Origin of the sequence: Trichococcus patagoniensis, assembly GCF_003051085.1 — a bacterium.
Lineage (GTDB): Bacteria > Bacillota > Bacilli > Lactobacillales > Aerococcaceae > Trichococcus > Trichococcus patagoniensis.
In genome coordinates this window covers 111466-132448 of sequence record NZ_QAOM01000005.1, presented here as the reverse complement: position 1 = coordinate 132448, position 20983 = coordinate 111466, and the positions used below count along the sequence as shown (strand labels likewise).

At 47.1% G+C, this 20983-nt stretch carries 18 protein-coding genes and 1 pseudogene; 6 read left to right on the top strand and 13 right to left on the bottom strand.

Features of this window, described 5'->3' with window-relative positions; genetic code table 11:
* Positions 1-50: 50 nt before the first annotated feature.
* Positions 51-413 carry a DUF4828 domain-containing protein gene (locus C8U37_RS04600; protein ID WP_170100191.1) on the top strand — a complete coding sequence of 121 codons (363 nt, stop codon included), beginning with the start codon at positions 51-53 and terminating at the stop codon, positions 411-413.
* Positions 414-691: 278 nt separating this feature from the next.
* Here the strand turns inward: C8U37_RS04600 and C8U37_RS04595 are convergent, their stop codons facing one another.
* The 7 genes and pseudogenes from C8U37_RS04595 to C8U37_RS04565 form a co-directional block, all read right to left on the bottom strand.
* Positions 692-3091: a glycogen/starch/alpha-glucan phosphorylase gene (locus tag C8U37_RS04595; RefSeq protein ID WP_108032093.1), complete on the bottom strand. Its 2400-nt coding sequence runs from the start codon at positions 3089-3091 to the stop codon at positions 692-694.
* Between the two features lie 18 nt (positions 3092-3109).
* Positions 3110-4549 (bottom strand): glycogen synthase GlgA, encoded by a 1440-nt coding sequence (gene glgA / locus C8U37_RS04590; protein WP_108032092.1) that lies wholly within the window; start codon positions 4547-4549, stop codon positions 3110-3112.
* A 17-nt stretch (positions 4550-4566) separates the two neighbouring features.
* The gene (gene glgD / locus C8U37_RS04585; RefSeq protein ID WP_108032091.1) at positions 4567-5712 is read right to left on the bottom strand and encodes a glucose-1-phosphate adenylyltransferase subunit GlgD; all 1146 of its coding nucleotides are present in this window, start codon (positions 5710-5712) and stop codon (positions 4567-4569) included.
* A pseudogene (locus C8U37_RS04580) lies at positions 5699-6849 on the bottom strand (glucose-1-phosphate adenylyltransferase). Before C8U37_RS04580 ends, glgD begins: the two are co-directional and overlap by 14 nt.
* A gap of 58 nt (positions 6850-6907) precedes the next feature.
* Positions 6908-8818 carry a 1,4-alpha-glucan branching protein GlgB gene (gene glgB, locus C8U37_RS04575; protein WP_245879758.1) on the bottom strand — a complete coding sequence of 637 codons (1911 nt, stop codon included), beginning with the start codon at positions 8816-8818 and terminating at the stop codon, positions 6908-6910.
* Between the two features lie 515 nt (positions 8819-9333).
* Positions 9334-9717, bottom strand: coding sequence for a (deoxy)nucleoside triphosphate pyrophosphohydrolase (locus C8U37_RS04570; RefSeq protein WP_108032090.1), 384 nt, complete (start codon positions 9715-9717; stop codon positions 9334-9336).
* Positions 9718-9738: 21 nt separating this feature from the next.
* Positions 9739-11022: an alkaline phosphatase family protein gene (locus C8U37_RS04565; RefSeq protein WP_108032089.1), complete on the bottom strand. Its 1284-nt coding sequence runs from the start codon at positions 11020-11022 to the stop codon at positions 9739-9741.
* Between the two features lie 338 nt (positions 11023-11360).
* Here C8U37_RS04565 and C8U37_RS04560 point away from each other — a divergent pair, with 338 nt between their 5' ends.
* Both C8U37_RS04560 and C8U37_RS04555 read left to right on the top strand, forming a co-directional pair.
* Positions 11361-12413 (top strand): inorganic phosphate transporter, encoded by a 1053-nt coding sequence (locus C8U37_RS04560; protein WP_086987696.1) that lies wholly within the window; start codon positions 11361-11363, stop codon positions 12411-12413.
* A gap of 13 nt (positions 12414-12426) precedes the next feature.
* Positions 12427-13059 (top strand): DUF47 domain-containing protein, encoded by a 633-nt coding sequence (locus tag C8U37_RS04555; protein ID WP_108032088.1) that lies wholly within the window; start codon positions 12427-12429, stop codon positions 13057-13059.
* Between the two features lie 106 nt (positions 13060-13165).
* On the opposite strand, the gene C8U37_RS04550 is transcribed toward C8U37_RS04555, so the two are convergent.
* The 3 genes from C8U37_RS04550 to gloA all read right to left on the bottom strand — a co-directional run bounded on the left by C8U37_RS04550 (position 13166) and on the right by gloA (position 15926).
* Positions 13166-14299, bottom strand: coding sequence for a DUF4349 domain-containing protein (locus tag C8U37_RS04550; protein ID WP_108032087.1), 1134 nt, complete (start codon positions 14297-14299; stop codon positions 13166-13168).
* Positions 14300-14895: 596 nt separating this feature from the next.
* On the bottom strand, positions 14896-15543 hold the full coding sequence (locus C8U37_RS04540) for an SGNH/GDSL hydrolase family protein (protein WP_108032085.1): 648 nt from the start codon (positions 15541-15543) through the stop codon (positions 14896-14898).
* An 8-nt stretch (positions 15544-15551) separates the two neighbouring features.
* Positions 15552-15926 carry a lactoylglutathione lyase gene (gloA, locus tag C8U37_RS04535; RefSeq protein WP_108032084.1) on the bottom strand — a complete coding sequence of 125 codons (375 nt, stop codon included), beginning with the start codon at positions 15924-15926 and terminating at the stop codon, positions 15552-15554.
* 147 nt (positions 15927-16073) lie between these two features.
* On the opposite strand from gloA, the gene C8U37_RS04530 reads away from it, so the two are divergent.
* Entirely contained in the window at positions 16074-16916 is an 843-nt protein-coding gene (locus tag C8U37_RS04530) for a hypothetical protein (protein ID WP_146161807.1), read from the top strand.
* Between the two features lie 47 nt (positions 16917-16963).
* On the opposite strand, the gene C8U37_RS04525 is transcribed toward C8U37_RS04530, so the two are convergent.
* The 3 genes from C8U37_RS04525 to C8U37_RS04515 form a co-directional block, all read right to left on the bottom strand.
* On the bottom strand, positions 16964-17362 hold the full coding sequence (locus tag C8U37_RS04525) for a cytidine deaminase (RefSeq protein ID WP_108032082.1): 399 nt from the start codon (positions 17360-17362) through the stop codon (positions 16964-16966).
* 106 nt (positions 17363-17468) lie between these two features.
* Positions 17469-18581, bottom strand: coding sequence for an iron-containing alcohol dehydrogenase family protein (locus tag C8U37_RS04520; protein ID WP_108032081.1), 1113 nt, complete (start codon positions 18579-18581; stop codon positions 17469-17471).
* A 22-nt stretch (positions 18582-18603) separates the two neighbouring features.
* Positions 18604-19065: an S-ribosylhomocysteine lyase gene (locus C8U37_RS04515; protein WP_108032080.1), complete on the bottom strand. Its 462-nt coding sequence runs from the start codon at positions 19063-19065 to the stop codon at positions 18604-18606.
* 182 nt (positions 19066-19247) lie between these two features.
* On the opposite strand from C8U37_RS04515, the gene C8U37_RS04510 reads away from it, so the two are divergent.
* Both C8U37_RS04510 and C8U37_RS04505 read left to right on the top strand, forming a co-directional pair.
* Complete coding sequence (locus C8U37_RS04510) at positions 19248-20159, top strand: AEC family transporter (protein WP_108032079.1); 912 nt, start codon at positions 19248-19250, stop codon at positions 20157-20159.
* Positions 20160-20183: 24 nt separating this feature from the next.
* Entirely contained in the window at positions 20184-20810 is a 627-nt protein-coding gene (locus C8U37_RS04505) for a carbonic anhydrase (protein ID WP_108032078.1), read from the top strand.
* Positions 20811-20983: the final 173 nt, after the last annotated feature.

Sequence of the window (20983 nt, the reverse complement as noted above, 5' to 3'; positions counted from 1 at the left end):
AAAAAAAAGAATATACTATGAGTTAACTTAGTGTGGGAGGTTTCAAATCAGTGAAAAAAAGTAATCCTTGGAGGATCGTAGTCGGGTTATCTGTAATCGCAAGCATCAGCTCTGCTTTGTTCAAGTCAAATCGCAATGCCGGTAAGAGCCAATCAACATCTTATACCCCTTACATCGGCACATGGAAAAACGACGCACAGTCCTTGAAGGTTGAAATTACTGATAATCTGGAGATTCTCCTGAACAACAAAAAATTAAAAGCAACCCTTGAAGAAGCCAAACCCAACGAACTGGTCTTCCGCGACCACTTCGGCTATTATCTGATTCTGAAAAAAGATACTTCCCCTACGCTGACCATCTACGATGAAGCGGAGGAGCAAGAATTCTACTTCAAACGCGAAACCGATACATAACGGATCGTTAATGCCACACCGCCGCCCCTAATCAGGGCTTTTTTTGTCGGGAATTGAATTTATGCTCAGAGATTCCCCGTCAAAATCTATTTGGCGGGGAAAAATGTCCAAGGGCAACACGAGATCCCCCGCCAAAACCTATTTGACGGGGTAAAATGTCCGTGGATAACACAATATTCCCCTCCAAAGCCACTTTGGCGGGGAATTACACCGCTAAACGCAAGCAAGGGCTGCCTCTAAAATGAGGCAGCCCTTGCTTGCGTTTCGTTACCTTTTGATCAGGACTGTGGTTTGATCTTCCAGATTTCATCCGCGTAACGCAGAATCGTGTAATCCGATGAAAACGGACCTGAGCTTGCGATATTCATCAGTGCCATGCGGTTCCATCTATCTCTGTCAGAAAAGGCCGCATCCGCCTCATATTGCGCTTGCAGGTATCCGTCAAAGTCCTTCAGCAGGAAATACTCATCGTTGTACATGACCAACGAATCGAAGATATCCCGGCCTTCTGTCTCGACACCTGGAATCGTGCCATCAATAAGCAGATTCAGGATACGTTTCAAACGCGGATTCTTGTCGTAGATATCTCTTGAATTGTATACGCCATTGCGATAGTACTCTTGGACTTCATCACTCTTCAGGCCAAAGATGAAGATATTGTCTTCACCGACATTATCCCGGATTTCAACATTGGCACCGTCCAATGTGGCCATCGTGATGGCACCATTCGACATCAGCTTCATGTTGCTGGTACCGGAAGCTTCCTTGCCGGCAAGAGAAATCTGTTCGCTGATATCGGCAGCCGGGATGATCAGCTCAGCCAACGAAACGCCGTAGTTCTCAACGAAAACAATCTTGATTTTGTCATTGATGGAAGGGTCATTGTTGATCAGATAAGCAATCGAATTGATCAATTTGATGATTTGTTTTGCGTAATAATAGCTAGGCGCAGCCTTAGCGCCGAAAATGAAGACGCGCTTCTGAAGGTTAGCATTGGGATTATCCTTTAATTGCAGATATCTGTCCAAGATGTGCAGAACGTTCAACAATTGGCGTTTGTAGGCATGCAATCGTTTGATCTGCACATCGAACAATGCAGTCGGATCGATTTCGATGCCCATCTCGTTTTTCGCATATGCCGCAAAACGTTCTTTGTTGGACAGCTTGACTTGTTCCAGCTTATCCAGGACATTTTTATTGTCGCGGTGCGCCTTCAGGATTTTTATTTCTTCCGGATTGCTTTTCCACTCCGTACCGATCGTTTCATCAAGCATCGCGGTCAGATTTTCGTTTGCAATCTGGACCCAACGTCGTTGCGTGATCCCGTTCGTTTTGTTGTTGAATTTTTGCGGATACATCACGTAGAAGTCATTCAGAGTATCAGCCATCAGGATATCCGTATGCAATCTAGCGACGCCATTGACGCTATGGCTGCCGATGATGGCAAGATTGGCCATCTTAATCTGACCATTGGCAATGATGGCAGTGCGCTGGGATAATTCTTCCCCATATAAAGGCGTTTTTTTGTCGATATGGCGACGGTTGATTTCCTGGATGATTTGGTAGATACGCGGCAACAGATCCGCAATCATCGTTTCTGGCCAACGCTCCATTGCTTCCTGAAGAATCGTATGGTTGGTATAGCTGACTGTTTTCTTCGTGATTTCCCATGCTTGGTCCCAAGTCAACCCTTCCTCATCCATCAGGATCCGCATCAATTCAGGGATTGCCAAAGTTGGGTGCGTATCATTGATGTGGATGGCGATTTTATCAGGGAAAAGGCTCCAGTCCAGTTTCAGTCGTTTGAAATAGCGGACGATGCTTTGGATGCCGGCAGAGGAGAAAAAGTATTCCTGCTGGACGCGCAAGAGACGTCCTTCGTAATTGGAATCATCCGGATACAATACTTCGGTGATGCGTTTGACTTCTTCGCGTTGTTCTTCTGTAGAAAACCGTGCCTCATCCCCGTAAGGAATTTCCGCCGACCAAAGCCGCAGATTATTTACGACGCCGTTATTGTAGCCGACTTGGGCAGTATCGTAAGGAACCGCAAGGATATCACGGGTATTTTCGTGACGCACACGCAATCTGCTGTCCCCGTCCTCCTGCGTAAAGCTGACATCTCCGCCGAAACGGACGATGACGGCTTTGTTCTCTTTTCTGACTTCCCATACGTTCCTGTTGCGGAGCCAATTCTCGGGCAATTCAATCTGATAGCCGTTGATGAATTTTTGTTTAAAAAGACCATAACGATAGCGGATTCCGTTACCATTTCCGGCAAGGCCGGTCGAGGCGATAGAATCCATAAAGCAGGAAGCCAGTCTACCTAGTCCACCGTTCCCTAAAGCCGGATCGACTTCAGCACGCGCCACTTCATCCAAGTCCAGTCCAAGTTCATCCATGCCTTGTTTGACGCAGTCCAGTATACCCATATTCAGGAGATTGCTTTTCAGCATCCTTCCGGGCAAGAACTCCATCGAAAAGTAATAGACTTGCTTTTCCTTTTTCTTGTTGTACTCCATGATTGTTTGAATCCAATCCTCGGAGTAGAGCCCGCGGACCAAGTCCCCCAAAGCAATGTACTGTTCCGTTTTCGAACCAGCCTCATAACCGTAAGCGAATAATTCCTCAAATTTCTTTTGATATTCTTTTTTGAACTCTTGAACGTCAAATGCCATATATGCTTCCAACTCCTCTTATTCGTTGACTAATGACTGATAGACGTCCAGATAATCCTTGGCGGGTTCTTTCCAGCTGAAATCGCTGCTCATTGCTTCGCGGACCATTTCCGCCCAGGCTTTCGGTTGGTTTTCGTATACATCCAAAGCACGATAGATAGTTCCGAGCAGTGCATAGCCACTGAAATCAATGAAAGTGAAGCCGGTGCCTTCACCTGTATAGGAATTATAAGGAACCACTGTATCTTTCAAGCCGCCTGTCTCGTGCACAATCGGCAAAGTGCCGTAGCGCAAGGAAATCATTTGCGACAAGCCACACGGTTCGAATGCGGAAGGCATCAGGAACATATCCGCACCTGCGTACATCTGCTGCGCCAAGGTGATGTCAAAATCGATGACCGCCGCAAAGCGATCAGGGTATTTTGCGGCAAAGTAACGGAAGGAGTTCTCGTATTCCGCTTCGCCGGTACCGAGGATAGCAATCTGCACATCACGGGCATTCAATAATTCCTCGGTTTTTTCCTGCACAAGCTGGTACCCTTTTTGATCAGTCAAGCGTCCAACGCTCGTGATCAATGGGATGTCAGGATTCACTTCCAATCCCAACCGCTCCTGAAGGGCCGCTTTATTTGCCGCTTTACCGGTCAAATCGTCGGCAGAGAAATGGAATTCCAGTTTCGGATCGGTTTCCGGATCATTGACATCGTAATCGATTCCGTTGATGATGCCTCTGATTTTCCAACTGTTGTATCCTAACGTTCCTTCCAAGCCTTCTCCGAATTCCTGTGTCTGGATTTCATTCGCATAGGATGGGCTGACCGTCGTGACGACATCAGAGAAATTGATGCCGCCTTTCATGAAATTGACGTTATCATAATACTTCACGCCGGCTTCATGATAGATGTTCATGCCGGTTCCGAAAACACTTGTCAGAACGGAAGGATCGTAGACGCCTTGGAAACGGATATTGTGGATCGTGATGACTTTGCGGATGCCTTGATACGCTTCGACCCAATGGTATTTATCCACAAGAAGAACCGGAACCATAGCCGTATGCCAATCATTCACATGGACGACATCCGGGATAAAATCGATTTTTTCCATCATTTCGCAGATTGCCAAGGAGAAGAAGCCGAATCTTTCGGCATCATCCATTTGACCGTACAGGGATGGGCGATTGAAATAGGCTTGATTATCGATGAAATAGTACGTCACGCCTTCCAATTCCAATGTTTTCAAACCGCAGTACATGCTTTTCCAACCGACCTGCACGCGGAAATGCAGCAATTCTTTGATGTCTTCTTTGTATTTTGCGGGCATGGTCGAGTAATAGGGAAGTACAACCCTGATATCCACGCCTTGTTTTACTAACTCCTTCGGCAATGCGTACGCGACATCGCCGAGGCCACCTGTTTTAAAGAAAGGAGCGGCCTCACTTGCGGCAAATAAAATTTTCATCGTGCGCATCCTTCTTTCTATACTGTGAGTGTTTTATTTTTTTCGAGCACAACAAGGTTATCTCTTGTGCCTTTCAATATCACGCCAGGACCGACAGTCACATTTTTATCCAGGATACAATATTCGAGGATTGCGCCTTCACCGATCTGTGCACCCTGCATGATGATGGAGTTGCGTACTTCGGCATCCTTAGCGATGTTGACTTTACGATGAATCACGGAGTCTTCGACTGTTCCTTCAATGACACAACCAGTAGCGAACTGGGCATTTTTCACATGAGCCCCTTTGGCATAATAGGTCGGTGCTCCGTTCTTCACTTTCGTGATAACGTGTTGGCTGCCATGGAACAAAGCTGAAAACTTATTCTTTTCCAGCATTTCCATACTTGCGGCGAAGTAGGCATCGATTGAATCGATGTTCGCCATATAGCCGGTATACTCGTAAGTATTGACTTGGTATTCAGGCAAGTATTTTTCAATCAGTTTGTCCGAATCGAGTTGCACGTTTTCCAATTCGGCGCGCTGGATCAATTCCAACATCTTGTCCGCTCTCATGAAGTACATGTTCATGCTCATCGCAAGGCGCTCGCTATCGGAAGGTGCATCCTGCACGTCGGTCAGATGCAGCAAATATTCATCACGATCGATTTTCAGTACTTTTTCATGCGGTCTGTTTTCAACGAAGGATTTAGGCACGGTCTTGTAGACTACCGTGATGTCACCATCCTTTGCCAAATGATGTTGCATGATCGCTTTGATGTCGACATTCGCCAAGATTTTGCTGCCCATGACGATGACATATTCTCCTTGGGATCGTGTGATGAATTCTTTATGGTTCATGTAGAAATCCATGGCGTCGCCATTATGTTCCTGGACCGCTTTCAGCAACTGTTGGGAATAAGTGAAGATTCCGCCACTCAAGCCGGATTCAAGATTCCAAACGGATCCGCTGCGGATATGATCATAAATAGAGCGACCGCTTCCGGCGATGAACATACCAACTGATTTGATTCCAGCATGGCTGATGCTTGAAAGATTGAAGTCGATCAAGCGGTAACGACTCGCAAATGGCAAGGAAGCGATTGGGCGGACTTTCGTCAACGGTTTCAACGCTGTCTCGTCCTCGGTCAGGTTTAATATGGCACTAATACTATTCATCTTCATCTTTCAGTCCTCCTATAACTTCAGCATATCCGACAACTTCGATTTCACCGTTCTTGCCGATGACATTCGCATTGTCGGCAATTTTTGCATTTTCTCCAATGATGGCATGCTCGATTGTGACATTCTCTCCGATTGTTACGTTCGCCATGATCAAACTATCGCGTACGACTGAACCGTTGCCGACCCGAACATTCTGGGAAAGGATCGAATGAGTGATTTCACCAGCCACATAACAACCATCAACGATCATGGAATCCGTCACATTGGATGTCTCTGTCAAGAACTGCGGAGGGGACACCGGATTTTTGGAATAAATGCGCCATTCTTCATCCCTGATGTTCAGGATATGTTCTGGATCCAGGAATTCCATGTTCGCTTCCCAAAGGCTTTCGATGGTACCGACATCTTTCCAATATCCATCAAACGCATAAGCAAAACAGTTTTCGCCATTTTCAAGATAGGTCGGGATGACGTTTTTGCCGAAATCTTCCATTTCGCGCTGTTTTGCTTGATCCTCAACCAAATATTTACGAAGCACTTGCCAATTGAAAATGTAGATCCCCATAGATGCCAGATTGCTTTTCGGTACTTTCGGTTTTTCATCGAATTCAATGATGCGGTTTGTTTGATCCGTATTCATGATCCCGAAGCGCGGTGCTTCTTCCATCGGAACAGGGATAACACCGACTGTCAAACTGGCATTGTGCGCAATATGGACTACTCCAACATGTTGGAGTAGTCCATCTTGTAGATATGGTCACCGGACAGTACCAAAACATATTCCGGGTTGTATCTGTCGATATAAGCGATGTTCTGGTAGATCGCATGCGAGGTCCCCTTGAACCACTTTTCGCCATCTGCGCTCGAATACGGCTGCAGAATAGTCGCTCCACCATCTCCGCCGTTCAGTCCCCATGATTCACCGTTGCCGATGTGTTCATTCAATTCTAAAGGTTGATACTGTGTAACTACCCCGACTTTATTGATGCCTGAGTTAGCGCAGTTACTTAAAGCAAAATCGATTATTCGATATTTTCCGCCGAACGGAACGGCCGGTTTGGCTGTTTCGCGCGTCAATTTCCCAAGCCGAGTGCCTTGCCCTCCGGCTAATATCATTGCTACCATTTGATTTTTCATAGTATCAGGAAGAATGCCTCTTCCTTTCCCCTCCTTCTCATCATAACTATCTGTAGATCTATTTATTAACACCAAAAACACGTTTTGGTTTGATGAACAAAACTCCTAATGCGGGTAAAGTAAACTCGATCGAGAAAGGTTGGCGATTCATGCCATCGAGGCTAGTGATCATTTCAGGAAGATTTTCCGTCCAAGTACCGCCGAATTCCTGCATTTCCGTATTCAACAATACTTCGTAGTGGCCTTCGTATGGTACGCCCACCCGGAAATTGCGTCGCTCGACAGGCGTGAAGTTGCACACGACAATCAGGAAATCGCGGGGTTTCTCACCTGTTCTAATGAAGGAAAGGACTGACTCCAAGCTATTGTCAGCGTCCAGAATCTCTAAACCGGTATTTGCATCATCGACCTCATGCAAAGCTTTCGTATCTTTGTAAAGATGATTCAACGTTTTGATGTAATGTTGGAACTCCGGATTGAATTCGTTGTTCAGGACACCCCATTCGATTTGATCGTAGAAGCGCCATTCCAGGAATTGTCCGATTTCGTTGCCCATGAAGTTCAATTTTTTACCAGGATGAGCCATCATGTAGGCTTGCAGCGTCCGTAAGCCCGCGAACTGCTTATAACGGTCACCCGGCATTTTGGCCAAAAGGGACTGTTTCCCGTGGACCACTTCATCATGGGATATCGGCAAAATAAAGTTTTCATTGAAAGCATACATAAATGAGAAGGTGATCAGGTTGAAATTGTCTTTTCGGAACAACGGATCCATTTCGAAGAAACGCAAGGTATCATTCATCCAGCCCATGTTCCATTTATAGTTGAAGCCCAAGCCGCCCATCTCGATCGGTTTCGTGACGTTCGCCCAGGCAGTGCTTTCTTCCGCGATCATGTAAGTATCCGGCTGGCGCTCAAAAATTTTCGTGTTCATCTTCTTCAGGAATTCGATCCCTTGTCTGTTATGATTGCTGCCATCTTCGTTCGGTGTCCAAGGACCTTCATCATAATCAAGATACAGCATATTCGAAACGGCATCGACACGGATTCCGTCAAAATGGAACTCTTGCAGCCAGAAAATTGCGTTCGAAATCAGGAAACTGTGCACTTGCGCCTTGCCCAAGTCAAAATTCAATGTGCCCCAACGATTGTTGATGGCGCGATTCGGATCGGCGTATTCAAAGGTCGGTGTGCCGTCAAAATTGGCTAACGCATAATCATTTTTGCAGAAATGTCCGGGAACCCAGTCCATAATGACCCCGACCCCTTCTTTATGCGCTTCTTCCACAAAATCCCGCAATTCAATCAAATTGCCGTAACGGGCAGCCACCGCGAAGTACCCGGTGATTTGATAGCCCCAAGAAGCTTCCAACGGATGTTCCATCAATGGCATGAATTCGATGTGCGTGTAGCCCATTTCCTTCACATATGGAATCAACGTTTCAGCAAGATCCTTAAAGGAATACCAGCTGCCATCCTCATGTTTTTTCCAGGAACTGAAATGCACTTCATAAATGTTAAGCGGTTTTTGGTAGATGGACTTTCTTTTTTTGTTTGCGGCCCATCTGCCGTCTTTCCATTTTTTCTCGGGCATATCAAACACGACAGAGGCGTCTTTTGGCGGAATTTCGTACGCGAAAGAATAAGGATCGATTTTGTATTTCTTTTTGCCGTTTTTGTCCTCGATATAATACTTGTAACAGTCCCCTTGTGCTGCATCCACGGTAAAGAGCGACCAGCCTCCGGTTTTGCCGATTTTTTGCATTTCTACGGGTTTCCACTCAGTAAAATCCCCGACCAATGAAACATTTTTTGCATGGGGCGCCCAGACTGTGAAACGCCATCCTTCAATCCCGTTTTCGGTCCGTTGTTTACTTCCAAATAAGCGGTAGCTTTCAAGATGTTCCCCGATGTTGAACAAATACATCTCTTTTTCCAACTCTTTAAGTATGTTCATTTTTGCACTCATCCAGACACTCTCCTTACAATTATATTGCTGTAACAAAACGATCCAATAATGATATATTTAATCATTCCAGGCCCTTTCATTAATATATATCCATAATACCATTTTAAAGATGATTTTGCCATAAATCATGATAAATATATTGAACGGTGTTTTTCTTACTAGTAGTAATAAGCTATCATCCATCGTGGCTTTTTTACATAAATTCAACATTGTAAACGCTTTGGAAATAAAAGACACGAATATCACTATATAGGATCCAACCGAATCACAAAAATGAGCATTCAATTAGAAAGTGATTAGAGATAATCCGAATAAGCTTATCGTTACAACGTTTTTCAAGTTTAACTTACAAATAAGAATATGAAAACACTCAGACAGGATTAGTTATCTATTTCACAATCTACGCATTCCACCATATTGAAAATGTTGACGCTTACATATACATAGTAAAAAAAATCTGATTTGCAAAGATTGTGGCATAATCTTTACAATTCAGGATTATTTTTACTTGCTATTTACAATCGTTGAAGCAGCAACTCCACCGTAGGCACATCTGCCGGCGCCCAGTCCAACTCGGGCAATTCTGAAATCTTCACCCAACGCATTTCCATATGCTCCGACAATCGCGGTTCGCCCTCGTACAATTCACAGAGAAGCGTCGTCAATTCTACGGTTCCGAAATCATATGGATGCTTGATCGTGAGAAGCTTATCTTTGACCAGGATTCGGCAGGAAAACTCCTCTTCCATCTCCCGGACAAGCGCCTCTTCCGCCGCCTCATCGTCCTCAAGCTTGCCTCCAGGGAATTCCCAGAGGCCAGCCAAAGCCTTACCCAGCCCTCTTTTGGCACAAAAAATGCTGCCCTCTTTTTCTATTACAGCTCCTACTACCTTGATCATGCGGTGATTACATCCCCCTAATTACAGAAATATTTTATTGATGACCCTTCCATCCGTTGCTTCCGGAAATTTCAGTCCGATCGCATGCAGGAAAGTCGGTCCTTCGTCTATCAACCTGCCCTTTTCGACAACAGCGTTTTTGTCGATTCCGGGTCCGGAAACCATCAGCATCGTGGCATATTTTTTCTTTTTCGGGCTGAAACCGTGCGTTGCGCTATGCAGTCTTCGGTCGGGAAGGTTTTTGGCGGTGCTTTCCATGAAAGGATACAGCACGTCGCTCTCAAAATAATAACCCGCCTTCGCTTCCAAAATGAAGAGGCAATTCTCATCCGCTCCCATTTTTCTGGCTTCTGCGGCTGAATGGATAGTTTCAACCCGGTCTTCAATCCCTTTCAATGCATCCAATATCATTTTATTGGTGATACTGACATCTTTACGGTAAATATAACAAGCACCATCCGCGGCTTTTGCCAGCACTTTCCAGTCCTTGATGTTCTTTTTGCGATCCAAAGTCTGCCACCCTTTGTCCATAAACAGGTGGTTCGGGCGGATGACCGTATGCGTATCGATCTGATAATGATCTCCCAGTATAGCCAACACGGTTTCCTCATAGATGTCCGTTTCTTTCATCGCGTCGATGATTTTGCCGAGATGGCGATCCATCCGGACGATGGCTTCTTTCGATTGGTCGCTCAAGACGCCGTATTGATGACGCATGCTGTCCAAATCGACCAGATGCACAGCCAGCAGATCTGGCTGTTTCGTTTTGATTGTGTCGACCGCGATTGCCGTGACAAATTCATCCAACTCCGGTTGGGCAATGCCGTTCCGCAACGAACTGTATTTTTTGTTCATCTCCAGCGCATATTTTGTGCTGGATGCAAAAGCGGAAACCATCACTTGATTTTGCCATGGCCTGTTCGGAAAAATTTCCGCGAGGTTATAGTCGATGGATGGACTTTTCCCTGTCACTGGCCAAAGCAAAGCGCAGGTTGTATAACCAGCCTTCTTTGCGACATCAAACAATGTCGCCTTCTTTATTTCTTTGGCATACCAATACCAGTCCGGAGACTGCCTTTCCGGTTGCCGATGTGTATTGTGGATGATTCCGTGGCGATTCGGATTCATCCCTGTTGCGATCGAAGTATGGGCTACGTAGGTCAAAGAAGGATAAACCGATTCCACCTCTTTGACAAGTGCACTTCTGTTCAATATTTCCTGGAAATGGGGCAGCGTCTTGGCAAATTCTAAGTCACTGGCACCAAATGCATCTAACGAAATGATATACAGTTTTCTTTTTACCATAATACACCCTCCTATCCTGTTATTTTACCATATATTGGGAGCCTCATGGATACAGCAAAGTATTTAATTTCAATATTCTTGTGACTGTGGAGGAACGTATTTCGTCACCGCCTTTTTAAAAACATAAACAGCAGAGTTCTTTCCGCTTCGTTTCTTTCAAAATGCTATTCTTTTTTTGGACAGTTAGGAGTAAAATGGATAATGTCCAATATCTAACAATATAATAGTGGAACCATTGAATACGCTGACCTCCGCCGCCACATGGGCAGTTATCGAAAATAAAGGAAGCGATTAGATTTATTGTTTACGCTATTCAAGAAAGTGTGGAAATGCAAACTATGACAATCACATTCTCGGATTTTATCGACAGCATCCAGACGAATCCCATCCTCTTGATCATTGTGGTATTGACTTTGGGTGTTATCTTGGTGAACGGCTGGACCGATGCACCGAACGCAATTGCAACTTGTGTATCCACCCGGTCCATTGCTCCTCAGAAAGCCATCCTGATGGCCGCCGTATTTAACTTTCTGGGAGTCTTCGTGATGACCTCCGTCAACGCCACAGTTGCCCAAACGATTGCGAACATGGTCGATTTCGGCAACGACCCGAAACAATCCATCATCGCGCTCTGCGCCGCTCTTTTCGCGATCGTCCTTTGGGCAACGGCAGCTTGGTACTTCGGAATCCCAACCAGTGAGAGCCACGCCCTAATTGCAGGCATCTCTGGGGCTGCGATTGCATTACAAGGGGGCTTCGGGGCCATAAATGGAGCGGAATGGATCAAAGTCATCTACGGTCTGTTCCTCTCCACGATCCTGGGCTTTGGCTTCGGTTTTGGCGTATCAAAGCTCACCACTGCCATCTGCAGGAATAAAGCGCGGCAAAAAACGGGACCGTTTTTCCAGAAAGGCCAAGTGCTTGGTGGAGCGGCTATGGCCTTTATGCACGGTGCCCAAGACGGTCAAAAATTCATGGGAATTTTCATGCTGGGAATTTTCCTAGGGCAAGGCAACAGCGATACAACCCAATTCATCATCCCGCTTTGGATGATGATTCTCTGCTCATTGGTAATGGCCTTGGGTACCTCGATTGGTGGTTATAAGATCATCAAAACGGTGGGCATGAACATGGTGAAACTGGAAGGATATCAAGGCTTCAGTGCTGACGTCGGTGCTGCAGCGTGCCTTTTGCTCTCATCTATCTGGGGTTTGCCGGTCAGCACCACACATACCAAAACGACTGCCATCATGGGCGTCGGCGCAGCTAAACGGCTGTCTTCCGTAAATTGGATCACCGTCAAAGAAATGGTTTGGGCTTGGGTTCTGACGTTCCCGGGCTGCGGTTTGGTTGGTTACCTGATGGCGCTTATTTTCATGAATATATTCTGAGGAGATTGCAACTATGCTGATGAGAAAAAAAACAAAAGAATATAGCTACTACCAAGAATTCATCGAAGTTTCCGCAATGGCCGTTTCCGCAGCCAAATTGATGACTAGCATTTTGGCTGATTACAATCTGGAGACTTTAGAGGCCCGACTCAAGGAACTCCATGAGATCGAGCATGCAGCGGATCAAAAGAAGCACGAGATGATGAGTTACCTATACAGCGATTTTCTCCCTCCACTCGAACGCGAAGACATCATCGATTTGGCCGGGGAATTGGATACCACCATCGACACGATCGAAGACACGCTCATCCACATCGATATCTACCAGATCCAAAAAATCACGCCGGCAATGTTGAAGTTTATGGAGATAATCGAAAAGAGCGCGTTGAACCTGGATGAAGCCATCAATGATCTGAAGAATTTCAAGAAATCAAAAATCATCAAAGAAGCTATCATTACCATCAATCGCCTTGAAAAGCAGGGAGACTCCTTGTACACCCGTTCGGTCAAGAAATTATTTGTCGAACAGAAGGATGCGCTGACGACAATGGCTACGACGAATATCTACGACCGCTTCGAACGGGCTACCGATTCCTTTGAAGCGGCAGCAGATGTCATCGAAAGGATTGTCCTGAAAAATTCGTAGCATTTTGCGGTGTCAAGCATTTAGTATCCGGAAAAGCAAAGAAGCAGCCACCGAATCTCAGCGGATTCGGTGGCTGCTTCTTCTTTTTCACGCGTATTTGCTCAAATTATGGTTCCAAGGGATCTTCCTTGTTGCCGTCTTCAGATTTTATTTCCTTTGTGGCATCGCTTTTCTCGACCGGCGTTTCCAGCACATTTGTTGCACCATCTTTTGGCGCTACAGGCGGGGTAACGTTCGATTTCGTTGCTACTACGGTCGTTCCTCCGGATTTTCTTGGATGGGTCCGTTCAAACCGTTCTTTCCGGCGCTCCTCGATCTGTTTTCTTTCCTGGAGTTGCTTTTCGGCCCTTTGCTTGCCCCAGATCGTTTTGCCGAACAGTTTTTTGATTGCCCACAACAGCAGCAACACTAACAGAACGGCTACGAAGAACGGCATCGCATAGATGAACCAGATCGCAGCATCCTGCAGCCAATAGTAGAACGAATAGAGCGAATCGGTGAAAGCGTCCTTGACGCGACCCCAAAATGGCGTCGATCCGCCTTGGTTGTTCGAGATGCGCGAACGCTCGGAAACGGTCAGATACAAAGCCGTATAGTCGATCAAATCATCGATGTTGTCCAATTGAGACTGCAGCACTTCCCTTTCGGCTATGGCCGCACTGAGACTGTCTTCGATGGTAAGGATCTCTTCGACCGTCTCGGCCTGCTCGAGCAGCGCCAACAAGCGCTCTTCCTTCCTTTGCAGCACGCTGATGCGGGTGGCTGTATCCTCGTAATATTGCGTAACATCTTCGTTGCCTTGCTGCTCGCTGACTTTTGTGCCCAAGCCGCCTTCCAGATCACCCAAGAAAGCTGACACGGAATCTTTCGGAATCCGGATCGTGTAGGTGCCCTGACGATGGTTTTGAGTCAACGGAGAAGTCGTGTAGAATATGTCGCCGCCGCTTGATTCGTAGGAATATTCCACATAGGCTCCGTATTTTCCGACGATTTCTTTTAGGTAAGCGATGGAATCATCATATTTGAGCGTTTCATAGGAGAGATGGACGGTGGTGACTACCTTTTCACCGATCAAAAGTCCCGAACCGACTTGCCCATCCATTTTGGATATTTCCGTCGTCACATTGTCTACTCCGGCAGCGTCCTGTTGTGAAACACTCGTTTCTTCCGTCGTTAAGAATGAACAACCCACCAGTGAGAATGACAGCAGCGATAGGATCAATAATTTCAGATTTTTCAATTGAGGCGCCTCCAATCTTTACCAAGTTTCCTACTTAGATTATACCGCATGGAAGCCGTGGCGCCTAATAAAGCCCTTACGGATTTAACGGCCGGCTGCGGCGGATTTGGCTTGGCCGGAGATGCCTCGGTTTTGATACCCTCAGCTCCGGTGAAGCGCCCCTCATCGGGATTGCCGCTCATTTGGTGCTCCCTGCTCCGGCCAAATGAACCTCATCGGAGTTGAGGTGCCCCTAATGGCCGGCTCCTCCGAGAAGACGGCTCTTCGCCGGAGCTACCGGCCACATTACTGACGGCACAAAAAGAAAGGGCCGGAAAGGTAAACACCTAAGTGTTCAACTTTCCGACCCTTTCTTCTGATACGGCATGGGTAAACCCATGGATGGGACTGTTCACAGCAGTCACCATCAAACATCCACATCCTGTGGTTGTGCAAGCACGTATGTCCCGTTTGATTTGCAATCACTTCGCCGCTTGCGCGGAATGGGCGAACCCACCTGATTGCTCGTCGCCTCATCGCATGTAAAACATCTTATCATGCAGAAATCGAAAAAGCAAGACTTTTATTTTGGTTGCAGTCAGACTGCTCAATAGTTCTTATTCTTTACCGCTTTCGTCAAATTGCTTCAGCCAAGCGTCGGCGATGAGCCGGTGACCTTTTTTGGTCGGATGGACGCCGTCATTTGATAATGTTTCATAGCCCTCGACAGCACCGATCGCATTCAGATAAGCATCCAGGCCGATCCAATCGGCATCGAATTCTTCGGCAAGGCGTTTGACGATTTCCTGTTTCGGATCCAAATCAACCCGCCAAGTCTTGCGGTCTTCCGGATACGGGAAGACGAACGGCTCCATCAGAATGAGCCTTGCATCCGATTTTTTCCGCAAGGAGGCCAACAAATGGCGGTAATGCATTTCGAACTGTTCCGCGCCCTGTTCGGTCGCGAACACCTTTTCATCGCCGACATTATGCCACGTATCATTGATGCCGATCAACATAGTGACGACATCAGGCTCGAGCGAAACGCAATCGCCGTGCCATCTTTCCGCTATATCATGAATTCTATTGCCGCTGATGCCGCGGTTGATCAGCTGGTAGTGTTCGGAATCGCCTCTGTCCGCAAGAGCCTTCGCGATCAGAGCCACATAGCCTTTTCCCAGCGAATCCGGATTGTTGCGGTTGCGGCCGACATCGGTGATGCTGTCGCCGATGAAAAGCAATTTGTACTTGGTCGTTTTCTCCATAGGTCCGCCTATCTGTTCTGGATGACTTCAACCTTGTAGCCATCCGGATCGGTGATGAAGTAGTATCTTACGGAAGAATCAGGCAAACCCTTATAGTCGGTCACGTTGAATCCGGCAGCTACCTGTTTGTCATGGAGTGCTTCAAATCCGTCCACTCCGATGGCGATATGGCCATAGCCGTCACCGATGTTGTAAGGTTCATGATCGTAATTGTAAGTCAATTCCAACTCGTAGTCATCGCCTTCCAAACCTAAGTAGACGATCGAAAACTTGTGCTCAGGGTAATCCAGCTTCTTTTTCTCTTGGAAATCAAAAGCCTCTTTGTAGAATGTGATCGATTTATCCAGGTGCTGCACGCGGATGCAAGTGTGTAACATTTTCATTAAGTCATCATTCCTCTCGTTTTTGCTGTCCTTATCATACCGAATTATCGGTTCCATTACAAAAAGTTTGTCGCAAAAATAACCTTGCTATATCCTACAAACTGAATTATTCTAGAAGTTAGTTATCAGTGAGAAGGAGAAAATCCAATGAAGATATGTATCTATTGCCATAATCGCATCCCAAAAGAGGCTTTGATCTGCCCAATGTGCGGATCGGATGTTTCCGATTCGGACGCGATCCAACAAGACGAATTTTATCAATCCACTTTATTCGAAGATAATACGGAAAATTTTGTCGACCTTACGGAAGATGAAGAAACAGCCGAAGCGGCTTCGCGTGCCGATAAGCAAGCCTTCACTTTCAATGAAGCAATAAATAAATTCATCCGCTACATGCGTTTTTTGTGGAAAAAAATGAAAGACCCCGCGGAGACCAGAAAATCGCGCAGAGAAAGCCACAATCTTTACGGCTACTTTACATTCGTCCTTTCGGCGTTGCTTTCAGCCGGGTTGGTGACACGGATTGCGGTCGCATTGGCTAATCAATATGATCTGCTATCGCAGATTTCCTTGCTGCCGAACGTCACTTTCCGGGTCGAAGCGGTTGTTTGGTTCATGAAGAGTTTACTGTTGTTCCTGGCGTTCTATTACCTGTACCCACTCCTGGCATACCTCATCAAAACATTTTTTCTGCACAGACGCCATGCCTTCCACAACTGGATGACGCAATACGCAGGAATGAACGCTTTCAGTCTGTTGCTGTTGGGGACTGCCTTTGTGATCAGCCTCATCGCACCGATCCTGATGGCTGTCCCGGTGCTGTTGTTGTTCTTGGTCCATCTTTCCAGCTATCTGGTGACGTTCATCGCCAGCCTGTACCAGACAATAAACGAAACAAAACGGGATACCCTTTACCTTTGCCTCGGCGGCATCAGCGCCCATTTGCTGTTGCTGATGACGATAGCCTATGTGCTGTTTCTGAAAATGTAAAAAACAACTGCGGCCTACCTCTGATTGGTGGGCCGCAGTTGTTTTTTTTACATATCCATATCGGTAAAGGCGTAAGGAACCAACTCTTTGATCGTCAGTTCCTTGATACCTCCGTGCTTATCGGAAAGGTAGACAGGCGTTTCGTATCCGCACAATTCCACCATCACCTGGCGGCAGATGCTGCAAGGTGGGAGGAACGTTTCCGTGTCGCCAGCGATGGCGATGGCTGCGACGTCGTCTTTGCGGTAGCCTCTCGTAACGCCGGTGAACAAGGCGGTTCGCTCAGCGCAGTTTGTCGCGCCGAAGGAAACATTTTCCACGTTCACGCCTTCGATCACTTCGCCGTCCTTATAGAGGACTGCCGCTCCTACCGGAAAATGGGAATACGGGATGTATGCATGTTGCATGGCCGCTCTAGCTCTGGAGACTAATTCTTCACTGTTCATCGATGATCCCTCGCTTATCAAGAATGGGTATTTTTTCTGATCGGTAAATGTTCGTGTTTACAGTATACCGATTATTCCAGATTTTGCCAAATCGGAGAGCCGCAGATCAGAGTTCCGGCAAATTCGCCATGTAGGCCTCGAGTGCCTGGATCGCTTCCGTCATCAACTCGGCAGTGACTTCGTAAGGCAGTCCGTGCGCCGGTGCTTCAGGCTTGGTCGACAGACGGGCGATTTCCATGATGCCTTGCGCGTCCAGCCTGTCCAGATGCAGATCGTGGAGGCTCTTCGGAATGTCCAAATGTTCGTAGAACGGAATCAGATTATCGATCTCCGCCCATTTCTTTTCATAGGCCAATTGGACCATGATTCCATAGGCAACTTTATGCCCATGCAGGAAATGATGCGATTCTGGGAAGTTGGTGATGGCATCATGGATTTCATGGGCGATGGTCGTCCGCGCAAAAGCGTCGCCCATCCCGCCGACCATGCCGCTGATGGAAGTGATGACTTCCGTCAGTTTCACAAAAGCTTCCGTCACTTCACCGGCTTCCAGACTGGCGATCGCCAACTCGGCGTGGTCCAGGATGCTTTGTCTGCAGATGAAGGCAGCTTGGCGCGCCATCATCAGCATCGGTTGTTGGGCATTCTCAGGCAGCGAAAGGATTTCATCCGATTCGTACCATTTGGCCAGCGTATCCGCCAAACCGGCCACAAAGAAATCCTTGGGCGAATCGATGATCAATTTTGGTTCCAACAACAAAAGCGAAGCTTGTTGCTGCAGGAAATCGTAGCGGATGAACACGCCATCCTCAGTATACATGACGCTCAGCGGCGTCCATGGCGCGCAATTGCTCGCTAATGTCGGCACCATTACGTTCAATGTCCCCTCCGCTTTCGCGGCAGCATATTTCACCGCGTCCATGATTTTCCCCCCACCGACGCCGATGATCGCATCGCTCTCATGCTGTGCAGCCAACCCGACGATGCGGTCGACTTCTTCATAGCTGCATTCGCCCGAAAAAGCCACTTCTGTGATTACAAATCCCGCTTGATAAAGATCTTCAAGGTAGGGACGGGCTTTTTGCCAGGATACGGTTCCGTGCACGATCAGCACTTTCTTGACGAAGCGCTCATCCAATCGTTTCGGCAAAGTCGACAGGACGCCTCCTCTGCATTCATATTCTTGCGGTCCTGTCCTTACGATTAATTCTTTCGTCATAACGTCAATCCTCTCTGAATTTCTAGACTGTGCGCGTGAAAGGGTCGCGGCTGATGCCCGCCGCCAACACTTGCTTCGCGTATTCTTTTGCGCCGAACAAGGAATGATCGCGGTAATTTCCGCATTCCTTTGCAGTTGTTGCCGGAACTACGGTCGTTTCCAGCACAATCTGCAACACTTTTTCCAAGGCAACAGCGATTTCTTCCGGAGTATGTTCACCCCAACAAATCATATAAAATCCAGTGCGGCAGCCCATCGGTGACAAGTCGATGACACCATCCACATAATCACGGATATTGATCGCCAAAAGGTGCTCCAACGTGTGCATAGCCCCTGTCGGCAACGCATCTTGGTTAGGCTGCACGAAACGCAGATCGAATTTTGTGACGATTGCTCCTGTTTCATGCACTTCGTAGCCTGCTTGGCGGACATACGGCGCCTTCACCAAATCGTGATCCAATTCAAAACTTTCTACTTTAGCCATCTCTATTTCTCCATTCTTCAGCTTGACACGCTGTTGTTTGTTTATCATCAAAATGCATTCCAATACATTATACTAGACATTTATGAGATTTTCCTTAAAATAATATCACGTGGTATGTTATCATGGAGGAACAGAAAAATCTGACATTCAACTTCACTTGATGAAAGGAGTGCCGCGCCACTTTGATAAGTATCGTTTTCCAACAGATGCTGACTATGTTCAGCATCATGTTCTTTGGTTATTTTCTGATCCGGTCGAATATCATCACCAGCGAAGGGACTCGTCAAATATCGACCATCCTCTCGTTGTTCGTGATGCCCGCGACCATGATCACCTCGTTCAATGCCGCTTTTGATGCGCAACGATTGAAGTTGTTATTATGGGCGACGTTGGCGGCTTTTCTGACGATTTCCATCCGCGCGTTCATCGTCCAGGTCCTGCTGAAAAAAGAGGACCGTATCGATAAATATGCCACAATTTTCCCGAATGCCGGATTTGTCGGTATCCCCTTGGTCCTGGCTACCGTGGGCTATGAGGGCGTCTTTTTTATGTCCGGTTACATCATGGCAAATAACGTCACCCAATGGACTTATGGCCAATATTTGATATCCGGCGACAAAAAGTCTATGTCTTTGCGGCAAACACTTCTCAACCCGGGAATGATCGGTGCCGCCATCGGTTTGTTCATCTACATCAGCCGATTTCCAATCCCTGACTTTCTCTGGAAATCCGTCGATAGTTTGGCCGCGTTGAACACACCTCTGGCCATGATCATCCTCGGCAGCTACATCGCCAACAGCAATTTTGCGGAATTGTTGGCTTTCCCGAAAGCGTATTGGATAACCTTCCTGCGCTTGATCGTGACCGCGATTGTATCGATCATGATCATTTATTTGTTGCCGATCGACAACTATATGGTCGAAATCGTCCTGACCATCGCTTCCTGTGCACCGGCTGCAACGAATACCGCCATCCTTGGCCGTCTGTTCGGCGGCGACTATGAATACGGCGCGCGGCTCGTGGTCCTGACAACTTTATTGTCCATCTTTACAATCCCGATCATCGTGCAATTGGCGCAACTGTTGTTCGGTTAATCAATTCAGAAAGAAGGTATGAGCATGGATAAGTTATTAAAAGGTATCGTCAATTTCAGGAGGAGAGATTTTGAATCTCATCGCGAGCTGTTCAAGGGATTGAAAAGTTCCCAGAAACCTCATACCCTCTTTATTTCCTGTTCCGATTCGCGCATCGATCCTAATATGATCACCGGGACTTTGCCGGGGGAATTGTTCATCATCCGCAACATCGCCAACATCGCTCCGCCTTACCGGATTTCTTCGGAATATTTGGCGACGACATCCGCTATCGAATATGCCGTGCTCGCGCTCGGCGTAGAGAACATCATCATCTGCGGCCACTCGAACTGCGGCGGCTGCGCAGCTTGCTTGCATCCCGAAGGCAAACTCGATGATTTGCCGCATACGCGCAAGTGGCTGGAACTGATCCATCCGGTCCGCGACCGCGTCCTGAAGGAAATTCCGGAATCCGAACCCGAAGCCCGGGCCTGGATGATGGAACAAGGCAATGTCTTGGAGCAGCTGAAGCATTTGGTTACCCATCCCTACATCGCCGAAAGAATGGAAGCCGACACGCTGCAGATCAGCGGTTGGCACTACATCATCGAGACCGGTGAAATCTTCATCTACGACCCCAACCTGTGCGAATTTTTGCTGGCGAACGGTTAAGAAAAACCAAAGAGTCCGTAAGTTACGTGCAACAGAAAGCGGCTGTCTAGTCCCGAAAAGAAGACGGCCGCTTCTTTGTGGTTTGATGGTAAGCTTGTCTGGTCCGAGGTAAGGGTTCGGGATCGGAATCGGGTTAACGGTTAACTTCGGAATTCCCCGCAAAAATGGGTTTG

Excerpts from the sequence above, each read along its gene's own strand:
- C8U37_RS04595 (WP_108032093.1), bottom strand. The coding sequence starts at position 3,091 with ATGGCATTTGACGTTCAAGAGTTCAAAAAAGAATATCAAAAGAAATTT.
- glgA (WP_108032092.1), bottom strand. The coding sequence starts at position 4,549 with ATGAAAATTTTATTTGCCGCAAGTGAGGCCGCTCCTTTCTTTAAAACA.
- glgD (WP_108032091.1), bottom strand. The coding sequence starts at position 5,712 with ATGAAGATGAATAGTATTAGTGCCATATTAAACCTGACCGAGGACGAG.
- glgB (WP_245879758.1), bottom strand. The coding sequence starts at position 8,818 with ATGAGTGCAAAAATGAACATACTTAAAGAGTTGGAAAAAGAGATGTAT.
- C8U37_RS04570 (WP_108032090.1), bottom strand. The coding sequence starts at position 9,717 with ATGATCAAGGTAGTAGGAGCTGTAATAGAAAAAGAGGGCAGCATTTTT.
- C8U37_RS04565 (WP_108032089.1), bottom strand. The coding sequence starts at position 11,022 with ATGGTAAAAAGAAAACTGTATATCATTTCGTTAGATGCATTTGGTGCC.
- C8U37_RS04560 (WP_086987696.1), top strand. The coding sequence starts at position 11,361 with ATGACAATCACATTCTCGGATTTTATCGACAGCATCCAGACGAATCCC.
- C8U37_RS04555 (WP_108032088.1), top strand. The coding sequence starts at position 12,427 with ATGCTGATGAGAAAAAAAACAAAAGAATATAGCTACTACCAAGAATTC.
- C8U37_RS04540 (WP_108032085.1), bottom strand. The coding sequence starts at position 15,543 with ATGGAGAAAACGACCAAGTACAAATTGCTTTTCATCGGCGACAGCATC.
- gloA (WP_108032084.1), bottom strand. The coding sequence starts at position 15,926 with ATGAAAATGTTACACACTTGCATCCGCGTGCAGCACCTGGATAAATCG.
- C8U37_RS04530 (WP_146161807.1), top strand. The coding sequence starts at position 16,074 with ATGAAGATATGTATCTATTGCCATAATCGCATCCCAAAAGAGGCTTTG.
- C8U37_RS04525 (WP_108032082.1), bottom strand. The coding sequence starts at position 17,362 with ATGAACAGTGAAGAATTAGTCTCCAGAGCTAGAGCGGCCATGCAACAT.
- C8U37_RS04520 (WP_108032081.1), bottom strand. The coding sequence starts at position 18,581 with ATGACGAAAGAATTAATCGTAAGGACAGGACCGCAAGAATATGAATGC.
- C8U37_RS04515 (WP_108032080.1), bottom strand. The coding sequence starts at position 19,065 with ATGGCTAAAGTAGAAAGTTTTGAATTGGATCACGATTTGGTGAAGGCG.
- C8U37_RS04505 (WP_108032078.1), top strand. The coding sequence starts at position 20,184 with ATGGATAAGTTATTAAAAGGTATCGTCAATTTCAGGAGGAGAGATTTT.